The sequence below is a fragment of the Nostoc sp. genome (assembly GCF_036917575.1).
In the GTDB taxonomy this organism is placed as follows: domain Bacteria; phylum Cyanobacteriota; class Cyanobacteriia; order Cyanobacteriales; family Nostocaceae; genus Nostoc.
The window spans coordinates 54,595-66,455 of sequence record NZ_JBALDC010000065.1; the positions used below are offsets into that span (position 1 = coordinate 54,595).

Genomic DNA, 11,861 nt, shown 5'->3' on the forward strand with positions numbered 1-11,861 from the left:
TTTGTCAATCTATATAAAGGTAGAGTAAAAAAGTCTTAGAAGATGGCGTAGATTTCATAGTGGCTTATTACCAAACTTTCCTCATATCTAAACAAAATACCCAATCCCAATTTCCAGATCCTAAATCCGTATAACTTTTTGGATAAATTAAAATCTAAGACGAAAAATTGTATAACAAATTAATTAGCTAAAAAAACTGCCACTAAATATAATAGGGCGGTCTGGTTAAGCAATCCAAGGAAATTGCAGGTTACTGTGCTAATAAATGAAATTACTGTAACGACATTTGTACTAAATTGAGGATTGGGGATTAGGCACAAGAAGCGGAGGGGCACAGGGGAAAAACTTACTGCAACTTATCCTCTGCTCCCCTGCTTCTTCATCTCCCTAATCCCTTCCATAAACACTCATTGGTTCCTTGATAAATCGGGTGTAAAGATGCTTAAACGTAGACTTAATTACGCGAGGCATACCAAAATCAATGGGCATTAACTTGTCTGGTAGCCGCCAATCTTCTATTTTTAATAAATCAGGATTTAAATGCGGAAACTCTATGGCAGCAAGTTCTGGACAAAATCCTAATCTTTGAGAAGCTGCAACTGTGGGCACTTGTTCAGGAGAAACATTGAGGATTTCTACCATTGCCCGATCTAAAGCAAATATATCTGATGCGGCTGCTAAAATGCCCAGTTGGCGAGGTTCCCCGTTGCTAGGGCCATTACCTTCATGACCAATGATACCATCTAATATGGTTAAGTCAGGGTTAATCGCTCTGGCAGTTTCTACTAACATTTCACCAAATCTATTTGCATCTTTTCCCGCTTCCATGTGCCACCAAGCTTTCATTTTGCCAGGGACACAACCAAACAGGTTTTTTACGCCCAGTGTCAATGTCAACTGGGCGTGTGATTTCACTTTTGGTAGGTTAATCACTACATCTGCTTCCATTGCTTCTTTAGACAGTCGCAGATGGTTAAAATTGTCACTGACGGTTTGATAACGCTGACCGTGAAAATTGATGATGGGAAGATTGAGTTCTTCTAGAATAGGCAGATAGCCATTTGTTATTGCTACACCTTTGGCACTACCAAAAGCAGGACTATCGCCCAAAAATGGCTTACCGCCAACTTCAATTACCATTTGGGCAACTTCATAAACTAGTTCGGCACGGGTGATACACTCTTTACCAGGACGCGATCCTGTAAGTAGATTCGGTTTGAGTAAAACGCGATCGCCTTTTTTCACAAATGCTGCGATTCCTTTAAAAGGTTCCAGGAGAATCGTTAAAGATTCCCGTAAAGCTTCTTTTTCGTAGGATGTAGCCCGAATGAGACTAACAGCTGGTTTTGGAGTCTGCATAGATAGGGGACTGGGGACTGGGGACTGGAGACTGGGGACTAGGAAATAAATATTTAGGAATACTTTCTCAGTCCCCAATACCCTATTATTCTGTTTTGAGCGGTAAGATACCACTCATTTGTTCTAAATTTAGCACTGTAGCTAAGTCTGTTTCACTCATCAATCCGCGTTCTAAAACAATCTGCCGTAGGGATTTACCAGTTTCTAAAGATTCTTTGGCGACAGCTGCGGCATTTAGATAACCAATATGGGTATTTAGTGCAGTTACTAAAGCTAAACTGCCTTCGGCATAAGCTAAACAACGTTCCTGGTTCGCAGTAATTCCCTTGATACAGCGTTCAGTGAGTGCGGCGATGGTATTGCCGAGAATTTCGATACTGTGAATTAGGTTATAGGCAATCAATGGCATCATCACATTTAATTCTAATTGTCCGGCTTGTGCAGCTAAAGCGATCGCACTATCGTAACCCATTACCTGAAAACACACCATTGATGTCATCTCTGCCATGACTGGGTTATATTTCCCTGGCATAATTGAGGAACCGGGTTGCACTGGGGGCAGTTGAATTTCTTTTAAGCCTGTTTTCGGCCCTGAATCCATCAGCCGTAAATCGTGAGATATTTTAACTAAATCCTGGGCTAAATTCCGCAAAGCACCGGAAACATTCACAAATGGGGCCATACTCTGCATAGCTGCCATGAGATGGGGTGCAGGTTCTAAAGGAGTATCGATCAATTCTGAAAGAACTTCTACCACACGGGCACGATACAGAGGATGAGTATTTAATCCCGTTCCGGCTGCACTACCTCCCAAACCCAGTACCATTAAATCTCCAGAAGCGGTATAAATCCGGTTTTGATGTTCTGCAAGAATTTGCGCCCAAGCCCGAAAATTCTCACCCAAACGTACAGGTACAGCGTCTTGTAAGTGGGTTCTGCCAGATTTGACTATATCTTGAAATTCTACAGCTTTGTTTTCTAAAGATGCGATCGCACCATCTATTGCTGGGTGTAATGTCTTAGATAATGCCAATAAACCACCAATGCGAATTGCCGTAGGAATCACATCATTGGTAGACTGTCCATAATTAACGTGGTCATTGGGACTAACACGTTTATAATTGCCCTTTTCTTCACCAAGGATTTCTAAGGCGCGATTTGCTAAAACTTCGTTGACATTCATGTGGTGGGATGTTCCAGCACCCGCTTGATAAACATCCACAACAAATTGATCGCGGAACTTCCCAGCTAAGATTTCATCAGTTGCTTGCACAATCGCCTGACTAATATCTTGGGGAATGCAATTCAGTTCTCCATTCACTATTGCTGTAGCTTTTTTAATGATTAATCCAGCATCTACGTAAGTAGGTAAAGGCTTGATGCCGCTAATTGGGAAGTTTTCAATGGCTCGTAGCGTTTGAATACCGTAGTAAACGCTACTAGCAATTTGGCGATCGCCCATCGAATCGCGTTCGATGCGGAATTGGGAGTCTGTGTGTTCAATCATAGTATTGTTTTAGGAGAGCTACAGAAAACAGATTTTCCCACGCTTAGGGAGAAAGTGGGGAGACAAAGAGAAGTTGTAATAAGTTTGTCCCCTCCGCCCTCTTTTTAATAACAGGGCAAGTAAATTTATTTATGGGAATTTTGAATTTTGAATTCGGAGTGAAGCAACGTGACTCTACCCAACTGGATTACCTTCTCTCGCCTTCTGGGTGTACCATTTTTGCTTTATGGCTTGTACAACCCCACACCTCAAGCTAGGTGGATATGTTTGGCAATTTTCATCGTTGCGGCGTTAACTGATTGGTTAGATGGCTATTTGGCGCGAAAACTCAACCAAATTAGTGAGTTGGGTAAGTTTCTCGATCCCTTAGTAGATAAATTTCTGGTACTTGCGCCGTTGATGGTTTTTATTGAACTAGGAAAAGTGCCGGCTTGGGGAGTGTTTTTGATTTTAGCGCGGGAATTAGCGATCGCAGGTTGGCGAGTAAATCAAACGACAATTACCGGGGCGAACATTTGGGGTAAACTCAAAACTGTTAGTCAAATAATCGCGATCGCACTTCTAATTGCACCCCTTCCTGAAGTGTGGCAAACTCCCTCTCTAATTGCTTTTTGGATTTCTGTTGCTTTGACTTTAATATCTGGGGGTATTTATCTTTTGCCACAAAAAGCTAGCACTAATGAAACGACAATATAGTATTGTAACTAGTAAAAATACACTTTTAAGTTCAAAGTGAAATCAAATAAGCTGCATGGTACTGATGTTTTTTTATTTGGAAGTCCTTTAGAACTCGGAAGTTGCACCTTTGAACACGGAAGTTCGAGATCAAAAGTTCAAAACTCAGAATTTTTAGAATTCGCAAACAACTAAGGAGTCGAGCTGAACGAATGGGAGAGGCAATTGAACGGTTCACCCTAACACAGCTACTACTTTATTTTTCAAAATTATAGCTAGGTAATCCAGTAACATCAGTTTGCAGAGCAAACAAATCACCTGAGTAGAAACTTTTGTCAATCTCGGCTTGGCTGAGTTCAACTGAAGCGGTAGTGATGTAGAGTGTTTGCAAATCTTCGCCACCAAAGGTACAACTTGTTACAAGTGGAACGGGTAGATTAATCCGCAATATCTCTTCACCCTTGGGGTTGAAACGAATCACACACCACCCATCCCACATAGCTGACCAAATATTTCCTTGACTATCTATTGTTAAGCCATCTGGATGGAAAGATTCATGAGTTAAATCAACAAAAATTCGGCGGTTGATAATATTGCCTGTTACTGAATCAAAGTCATAGGCATATATTTTTTTGTGAGGAGAATCAGCCAAGTAAAATGTTTTTTGATCTGGACTCCAACCTAGACCATTAGAGAGAGTCAATCCTGTTTCCATTACATGCAATGAACCGTCATGATCGTAGCGATAGAGGCTAGCTTGAGGTTTTTCTAAAGAACACATTGAGCCGAACCAAAAGCGGCCTTGAGGGTCACATTTCCCATCATTAAGGCGGTTATCTGGCAGATTTCCTTCAATTTCCAAAATAGGGGTAACTTCACCTGTTTGGGTATTGAGGAATGCTAGGTGATGACGCAGTGCCATAATTAAATTATCTTTACCTGCTGTTGCGATCGCGCCGACCACATCTCCCACATCAAAAAACAAATCTTTCCCGGTGGCAGGATTGAACTGATGTACCCGATGGTTGTGGATATCAATCCAGTACAGTAAATTTTGGGTAGAGTCCCAGATGGGCCCTTCACCTAAACGCGCACGAACTTCTAGAACATTGTGGAGTGGGTATTTTACCATAAGTAGTTAATATAAAGATTAAATATAAGGCTTAAATTCCCGACTTATTTAAATAAGTCGGGAATCTAGTTATGAAACAGCTTGTAAAATCTCCTCATCTACAGAAAAATCTACTTCGGTTTTGTCTTTTGTATTAGGCAAATAATCATTTTCCAGAGAGTCTTGTAAACCAGAAATCAAATCATATTCAGGATGCCAGTTTAATTCTGTTTGCGCTTTATTCACCGAAGCAAAAAAATGCTGCACCCGCATTGGAAAAGCTTTACGTTTGCCAAAATCAAATTTTTTCGGGTCGTAGTGGACGATTTTGACAGCATCAGGTGATTTACCTGCGGCAACAGCACTAGCACGGGCTAAACCATCAAAAGTGACAAAGCGATCGCCAGAGATATTATAAATCTGTCCTATAGCTTGTTTATTCCCCAAAACTTGAGTCAAAGCTTTTGCCAAGTCTTTTACATGACCTAACTGGGTGATATGCAAGCCATTTCCAGGGATAGGAATCGGGCGATCGCGCACAATTCTATCAAAAAACCAGCCTTCCAATTCATTATAATTACGAGGCCCGTAAATATAAGTAGGACGAATAGAAGTAAAGGGCAATCCCAATTGAGTCAAATAAGCTTCTGTTTCATGTTTACCCTTATGGCGACTTTTGGGATCTACTGCATCGCCTTCTATATGGGGCAATTGATCGGATTTGAGATACACTCCCGCAGAACTCATATACACAAAATGTTGCACTCGGTCTTGAAAAATTTCTGCTAGTGGTTGACTATCAGCAAGTTCTCGTCCGTTATTGTCAAAAATGACATCAAAGTTTTCTTGTGATAATTTTGCTTTTAATTGAGTAGCATCAGTGCGATCGCCTATAATTTGTCCTACTCCTTGTAAAGAAGGTGCTGGACGATTCCCGCGATTGAACAGCACCACCTCATGTCCTTGTTCCACTAATAGTTGAGTCAAATAGACACCAATGAACCGAGTACCACCCATAATCAGAATTCGCATAAATTCACCCTTTCTATATCAGTTGTCATCAAGGGAGTAGGGAGTAGGCAAGAAGCAGGGGAGCAGGGGACAGGGCGCAAGGGGGAGAAATCAATTCAAAATTCAAAATTAAAGAACTCTGCCTCCTGCCTCCTGCCTCCTCTTTCCCCTCTACTCCCTGCTCCCTGCTCCCTGCCCTTCTGCCTTTTCCTATTCCCAATTTGAGGTTATCAGGTTGTAGTATCCATCTGGAACCTCTGAGGGAAAGATTCCGTCCCATTTGCTAATCTGAAGCACTTCCCGTTAATTAATCACAAGAGGAAACTTTTCAGTCCGAGTCTAAAAAACTATCTTCAATTTTGAATTTTGAATTTTGAATTTTGAATTGTTTAGCTGTGCCCTTGAAATATGCTCTGGTTCATGAGTGGCTGACACCCAAAGCCACCGGTGGTTCAGAACTCGTTGTCCGAGAAATTTTGAATCACATTGATGCTGATTTGTATGCTCTCATCGATTTTGAATCCAGTAATAGAGAAAGTTATTTATATAAGCGTCAAATTGGCAAGACGTTTCTCCAGAACTTTCCCTATGCCCGCAACGGTATACAAAAATACTTGCCTTTGTGGCCTTTGGCAATTGAACAACTTGATTTGCGGCATTATGATGTCATTCTGTCTTCATCACATGCTGTTGCTAAAGGAATCCTTACCACTCCCGAACAGATGCATATTTGCTACTGTCACAGCCCTATGCGCTATGCCTGGGACTTGACTTTTGATTATCTGCGCTACAGTAAATTGGGTAGTGGTTTACCTGGATGGGTAGCCCGATATTTATTACATCGTTTGCGCCAGTGGGATGTATTGAGTGCCAATCGCGTTGATTATTTCATTGCCAACTCGCAACATACAGCTCGGCGGATTTGGCGTTGCTATAGGCGAGAAGCAACAGTTATTTATCCACCAGTGAATATTGCGGAATTTCCGTTTTTTCCTGAAAAAGAGGACTTTTACCTGACAGTTTCCCGGTTAGTGAGTTATAAGCAAATATTGTTGATTGTCAAGGCTTTTAATCAACTAAAACGACCATTAGTAGTCATTGGTACAGGAGATGAAATGAATAAGATTCGCGAGATGGCAAACTCAAATATCCAAATACTCGGTTGGCAACCCGATAATGTGGTAAAAAAATATATGTCTATGGCTAAAGCGTTTGTGTATGCAGCTTGTGAAGATTTCGGTATTGCCCTAGTGGAAGCACAAGCTTGTGGCACGCCAGTAATTGCTTATGGTGCGGGGGGTGCTCTAGAAACAGTGCGAGATATCCGCTCTTATGCGGATACAGGGACAGGTATATTCTTCAAGACGCAAACAGAGGCGGCTTTAGTGGAGGCAGTAGAAAAGTTTGAAATCTATGAGGGTTCGTTTAATTTGGAGTATATGCGATCGCACGCCGCGCAGTTTTCACCGCAAATCTTTGCAGATCGTTATCTAGATTTTGTAAACAAGTGCAACGAAAAAAGACCATTTTTGCAATGATGGTCTTAATTAACGTCTTATTTTTTTAGGCTTTTGGCAATTTCCCCCAGAAGCACCTCATTTTGGCTTTAATATTGGGACTATGTGTGGTGTGGATTATTAAGGAGTATGATGACTGCCCAGAGCTCACTCCTCTCCGGCAAGCGAGGCGTACGACAAGACACTAGAGCGTCTACGCGTTTCTTAAAACGCGGTCAAAAAACAAAGACGCCAAAAGTTAAGCCTAAAGGTTTATCTTTTCAGGGTTTAGACGGAGAGTTTGCCAAACGACTGTTCGATATAGTGTTTTCGCTGTCGGTATTAATTTTGTTCTTCCCCGTCTACTTAATTTTGACCTTGCTGATTGCCTTTAGCTCAGAAGGCCCAATTTTTTATGTCCAGGAACGGGTAGGGAAAAATTACAAAGCGTTTAATTGTATTAAATTCCGAACAATGGTAAGCAATGCGGATGAAATCCTCATGCAAATGATGGAAACATCGCCCGAATTGCGACAAGAATTTGAGAGCAGTTTTAAGCTGAAACAAGACCCCCGAATTACCAAAATTGGTCGATTTTTGCGAATTACTAGCTTAGACGAATTTCCCCAGTTTTGGAACGTTCTAAAAGGGGACATGAGTGTAGTCGGACCCCGACCTTTAGTAGCAGAAGAACTGCCAAAATATGGTTATCACATTGATGAAATTTTAACAATCCGTCCAGGAATTACTGGTTTGTGGCAGGTGTCTGGGCGTAATGACATTCCCTACCCGCGGAGAGTCCAAATAGACCTGCATTATGTCAAATTTAGGAATTTCTGGCTTGATTTATGGATCATTTTGAAAACTGTTGATGTGGTAATTCTGCCCAAAAATAACGGTGCATACTGAGTAACTACTTGGAGTAGATTCTGTGGGGCATTAAATGCCCCTGAGTACCAATTATTACCTTAAAACTAAAGAATTGCTGATATTTATAGAATTTGTGCTTTTCTACTTAAGTAAGACTTCTGTGAGTGTGGATTTTTGACTCTTTTCCCCTGATTTGCAGTTTTGCCAAAAGTCTAATTTAAAATACCTATTTGATTAAGTCTTCACAAAACTAGAGATATATGAAGCAAAGAAAACATACATCATTAAACAATCTTGAGCTATCTAAGGTTTGACTTACGTATTAAATTCTTCTTTATTAAGTATATTTATTTACGAAAAAAGTATTATAACAACAAGAACTCGTAGGTTTCCCATTAGGCAATTCAGCAATTAGTTGCTAGGTTGTATCAGATTACCTGTAACTTTTTAATCAAAGACAATAAGGGATAATTGAGCATGACGCAACAGAAGCGAGCGTTAATTACTGGTATTACTGGACAAGATGGTTCATATCTAAGTGAGTTTTTGTTGGAACAAGGTTATGAGGTTCATGGCATCATTCGCCGGACTTCTACCTTCAACACAGACCGCATCGATCACATTTACGAAGACCCCCACAAACAGGGAGTGCGGTTGTTTCTTCACTACGGAGACTTGACAGATGGTACAACGTTGCGACGCATTTTAGAAGAAGTCAAGCCAGTAGAGATTTACAACCTCGGCGCTCAATCCCATGTCAGAGTTAGCTTTGATTCACCAGAATACACAGTGGATGCTGTAGGAATGGGGACATTGCGTCTGTTGGAAGCAATTCGAGACTACCAGCATCGTACCGGAATTCAGGTGCGATTTTATCAGGCGGGTTCTTCAGAAATGTACGGTTTAGTACAAGCAATACCTCAAACTGAGACAACGCCCTTTTATCCCCGCAGTCCCTATGCCTGTGCGAAAGTTTACGCCCACTGGCAAACTGTAAATTATCGTGAATCTTATAATTTATTTGCTTGTAATGGCATACTTTTTAACCACGAGTCACCACGGCGGGGTGAAACCTTTGTAACCCGCAAAATTACTAGAGCAGTGGCTAGTATCGTTGCTGGTAAACAGAAAAAGATTTACATGGGTAATCTAGATGCCAAGCGAGATTGGGGCTATGCAAAAGATTATGTGAAAGCAATGTGGTTGATGTTGCAAAAAGACCAGCCAGACGATTACGTAATTGCTACTGGTGAAACCCACTCGGTACGGGAGTTTTTGGAACTGGCATTTGGTTATGTGAATCTTAATTGGCAAGATTATGTAGAGTTTGATGAGCGTTACCTGCGTCCATCTGAAGTAGAGTTATTAATTGGCGATTCTACCAAAGCACGGCAGAACTTGGGCTGGACACCATCAGTCACTTTTGAAGAACTAGTTTCCCTAATGGTAGAAGCAGACTTACAAGCATTGGGTCATACTTCACCCAATGGAAAAGGTTCGCAATTTCCAAATGATATTGCCACTATTCGTCAAACACTGGGCGCTTTGCACTTCTGATTCGCACCACATAGGATAAAATATGACCGCCTTAGTATTAAAAAATAAACGGATTCTCGTCACTGGTGGGTCGGGATTTCTAGGTCGTCAGGTGATAGATCAACTGTGCAAAGCAGGAGCCGATCGCGATAAAATTACAGTACCGCGATCGCGCGATTCTGATTTGCGTGTTTGGGAAAATAGCCAGCGTGCAGTTGACCAGCAAGACATAATCATCCATCTAGCAGCTCATGTCGGTGGTATCGGTTTAAACCGCGAAAAACCCGCAGAGTTATTTTACGATAACTTGATCATGGGAACCCAGCTAATTCACGCTGCCTATCAAGCAGGAGTAGAAAAATTTGTTTGTGTTGGCACAATCTGTGCCTATCCCAAATTTACTCCAGTGCCATTCAAAGAAGATGATCTTTGGAATGGCTACCCAGAGGAAACCAACGCTCCTTACGGAATTGCGAAAAAAGCACTTTTAGTTCAATTGCAATCTTACCGTCAGCAGTACGGTTTTAATGGGATTTATCTACTGCCAGTAAATTTATATGGCCCAGAAGATAACTTTGACACCGGAAGTTCCCACGTCATTCCAGCATTAGTTCGCAAAGTTCACGAAGCCCAAATTAATGCAGAAAAGCAACTTCCAGTTTGGGGTGATGGCAGTCCCACCCGTGAGTTTCTGTATTCAGAAGACGCAGCGAGGGGAATTGTTATGGGAACTCAATTTTATAACGAATCGGAACCAGTTAACTTGGGAACTGGTTATGAAATCTCCATCCTTGATTTAGTAACTCTAATCTGCAAATTGATGGAGTTTAAGGGTGAGATTGTGTGGCAAACTGATAAGCCTAATGGTCAACCCCGTCGCTGTTTAGATACTGAACGGGCAAAGCAAGCCTTTAATTTCACGGCTCATGTGAGCTTTGAAGAAGGGTTAAAGAATACCATTGAATGGTATCGTCAACACGCTGCATAACAATGTTCTGGTGAATAGTAGAGTGATACAAGCTGGGCGATGCCCAGCTTATTTTTTTGACTATATTTTATGGACAAAGTTAATCATCAACTAAATAAAGTAGAACTGCGCCGCACTCTACTCAAAACACGTCAATCAATGTCTGTTGGAGAATGCAGAGAAAAAAGCGAGCGCTTATGCTCTCATTTACAAAACTCTACTTTGTTTACCCAAGCAAAAACAATACTTGCTTATTTCAGCTTTCGTCAAGAACCTGACCTCAGTCCACTATTTGCCAACACCAAATACCGTTGGGGATTTCCTCGCTGCGTTGATAAATCCTTATGTTGGCATATTTGGACACCGAATGATTGTGTCCAAACAGGCGCTTATGGCATTCCTGAACCGCACGCCGATGCTCTAATATTAGATCCGGCTGAAGTGGATTTGATTCTCGTCCCCAGTGTAGCTTGCGACTATCAAGGATATCGTTTGGGTTATGGCGGTGGATATTATGATCGCTTGCTCAGTTTACCGCAATGGCAGATAAAGCCGACTATCGGAATTGTCTTTGATTTTGCCTATTTATGCCAAATAGCTATTGATCCTTGGGATAAACCACTACAAGCTGTTTGTACGGAAACTGGATTGACTCAAAAAGGCTAAAAGATTCAGATTCTCAAATCTTTCTTCCGAAATTCAAAAAGCCCTTAAAAGCGAAAATGATGCTAGATTCAATGCTAGTGCAACGCTTCTGGCTAACAAGGTTACGATAAAATTAATCTAAATTCTCAAGTAAAGCCATGTCTGATTCAGTTCACTATGTCACTAACGCACAAGGAGAAAAAGTTGGAGTTTTGTTAGATTTAGAAACTTATCAACAGCTAACCAACTTATCTGTAGATTCTGAATTATTGATTGGTTTAAACCTAGATGAGTTGCAAGCTTTAGCAGAAAGCTCTTTATATTCCAAAGCTCAGATTCAATTACAGGAATTATTAATTAAAAATTTTGAAAATCATTTGTCAAATGAAGAAGAAGAAACTTTAGACAGATTATTGGCACAAGTAGACCAATTAAATATTCTTAAAACTAGAGCTAGATATACACTAAATATTTTTAAAAATAAACACCAAGCAGCGTGAGTGTTTACATTCCTGTTGAATTAAAAAATAAAATTCGCAGTCATTTTGCTAATTTATGTGCTTACTGTCGCACTACTGAAGCTTTAACAGGGGAGCATCCCACTTTGGCGGATATACCTTTTCTGGGAGAATGTATGAGAATACACAAGCCGTCCGTCTAAAGCATGAACCCGGAAAAACAAGC

The 11,861-nt window shown here is 41.0% G+C and carries 11 protein-coding genes; 7 read left to right on the forward strand and 4 right to left on the reverse strand.

Annotation, left to right across the window (positions count from 1 at the left end; genetic code table 11):
- Positions 1-387: 387 nt before the first annotated feature.
- On the reverse strand, positions 388-1,359 hold the full coding sequence (locus V7K79_RS19360; RefSeq protein ID WP_335049611.1) for a DUF362 domain-containing protein: 972 nt from the start codon (positions 1,357-1,359) through the stop codon (positions 388-390).
- A gap of 85 nt (positions 1,360-1,444) precedes the next feature.
- Positions 1,445-2,866: an aspartate ammonia-lyase gene (locus V7K79_RS19365; RefSeq protein WP_335049612.1), complete on the reverse strand. Its 1,422-nt coding sequence runs from the start codon at positions 2,864-2,866 to the stop codon at positions 1,445-1,447.
- 168 nt (positions 2,867-3,034) lie between these two features.
- On the opposite strand from V7K79_RS19365, the gene pgsA reads away from it, so the two are divergent.
- Positions 3,035-3,562 (forward strand): CDP-diacylglycerol--glycerol-3-phosphate 3-phosphatidyltransferase, encoded by a 528-nt coding sequence (pgsA, locus tag V7K79_RS19370; RefSeq protein ID WP_335049613.1) that lies wholly within the window; start codon positions 3,035-3,037, stop codon positions 3,560-3,562.
- Positions 3,563-3,797: 235 nt separating this feature from the next.
- Here pgsA and V7K79_RS19375 read toward each other — a convergent pair whose 3' ends face one another.
- Both V7K79_RS19375 and V7K79_RS19380 read right to left on the reverse strand, forming a co-directional pair.
- Positions 3,798-4,673 carry an SMP-30/gluconolactonase/LRE family protein gene (locus tag V7K79_RS19375; RefSeq protein WP_335049614.1) on the reverse strand — a complete coding sequence of 292 codons (876 nt, stop codon included), beginning with the start codon at positions 4,671-4,673 and terminating at the stop codon, positions 3,798-3,800.
- 69 nt (positions 4,674-4,742) lie between these two features.
- Positions 4,743-5,684, reverse strand: a complete 942-nt coding sequence (locus tag V7K79_RS19380) for an NAD-dependent epimerase/dehydratase family protein (RefSeq protein WP_335049615.1) — start codon at positions 5,682-5,684, stop codon at positions 4,743-4,745.
- 374 nt (positions 5,685-6,058) lie between these two features.
- Between V7K79_RS19380 and V7K79_RS19385 the strand changes: the two genes are divergently transcribed.
- The 6 genes from V7K79_RS19385 to V7K79_RS19410 all read left to right on the forward strand — a co-directional run bounded on the left by V7K79_RS19385 (position 6,059) and on the right by V7K79_RS19410 (position 11,677).
- The gene (locus V7K79_RS19385) at positions 6,059-7,201 is read left to right on the forward strand and encodes a glycosyltransferase (protein ID WP_335049616.1); all 1,143 of its coding nucleotides are present in this window, start codon (positions 6,059-6,061) and stop codon (positions 7,199-7,201) included.
- A gap of 111 nt (positions 7,202-7,312) precedes the next feature.
- Positions 7,313-8,068: a sugar transferase gene (locus V7K79_RS19390; RefSeq protein WP_335049626.1), complete on the forward strand. Its 756-nt coding sequence runs from the start codon at positions 7,313-7,315 to the stop codon at positions 8,066-8,068.
- Positions 8,069-8,506: 438 nt separating this feature from the next.
- Positions 8,507-9,586 (forward strand): GDP-mannose 4,6-dehydratase, encoded by a 1,080-nt coding sequence (gene gmd, locus V7K79_RS19395; RefSeq protein WP_335049617.1) that lies wholly within the window; start codon positions 8,507-8,509, stop codon positions 9,584-9,586.
- 22 nt (positions 9,587-9,608) lie between these two features.
- Positions 9,609-10,553, forward strand: a complete 945-nt coding sequence (locus V7K79_RS19400; protein ID WP_335049618.1) for a GDP-L-fucose synthase family protein — start codon at positions 9,609-9,611, stop codon at positions 10,551-10,553.
- A 69-nt stretch (positions 10,554-10,622) separates the two neighbouring features.
- Positions 10,623-11,198 (forward strand): 5-formyltetrahydrofolate cyclo-ligase, encoded by a 576-nt coding sequence (locus V7K79_RS19405; protein WP_335049619.1) that lies wholly within the window; start codon positions 10,623-10,625, stop codon positions 11,196-11,198.
- 137 nt (positions 11,199-11,335) lie between these two features.
- On the forward strand, positions 11,336-11,677 hold the full coding sequence (locus tag V7K79_RS19410; protein WP_335049620.1) for a hypothetical protein: 342 nt from the start codon (positions 11,336-11,338) through the stop codon (positions 11,675-11,677).
- Positions 11,678-11,861 lie beyond the last annotated feature (184 nt).

Excerpts from the sequence above, each read along its gene's own strand:
- V7K79_RS19360 (WP_335049611.1), bottom strand. The coding sequence starts at position 1,359 with ATGCAGACTCCAAAACCAGCTGTTAGTCTCATTCGGGCTACATCCTAC.
- V7K79_RS19375 (WP_335049614.1), bottom strand. The coding sequence starts at position 4,673 with ATGGTAAAATACCCACTCCACAATGTTCTAGAAGTTCGTGCGCGTTTA.
- V7K79_RS19380 (WP_335049615.1), bottom strand. The coding sequence starts at position 5,684 with ATGCGAATTCTGATTATGGGTGGTACTCGGTTCATTGGTGTCTATTTG.
- V7K79_RS19405 (WP_335049619.1), top strand. The coding sequence starts at position 10,623 with ATGGACAAAGTTAATCATCAACTAAATAAAGTAGAACTGCGCCGCACT.
- gmd (WP_335049617.1), top strand. The coding sequence starts at position 8,507 with ATGACGCAACAGAAGCGAGCGTTAATTACTGGTATTACTGGACAAGAT.
- V7K79_RS19400 (WP_335049618.1), top strand. The coding sequence starts at position 9,609 with ATGACCGCCTTAGTATTAAAAAATAAACGGATTCTCGTCACTGGTGGG.
- V7K79_RS19365 (WP_335049612.1), bottom strand. The coding sequence starts at position 2,866 with ATGATTGAACACACAGACTCCCAATTCCGCATCGAACGCGATTCGATG.
- V7K79_RS19410 (WP_335049620.1), top strand. The coding sequence starts at position 11,336 with ATGTCTGATTCAGTTCACTATGTCACTAACGCACAAGGAGAAAAAGTT.
- V7K79_RS19390 (WP_335049626.1), top strand. The coding sequence starts at position 7,313 with ATGACTGCCCAGAGCTCACTCCTCTCCGGCAAGCGAGGCGTACGACAA.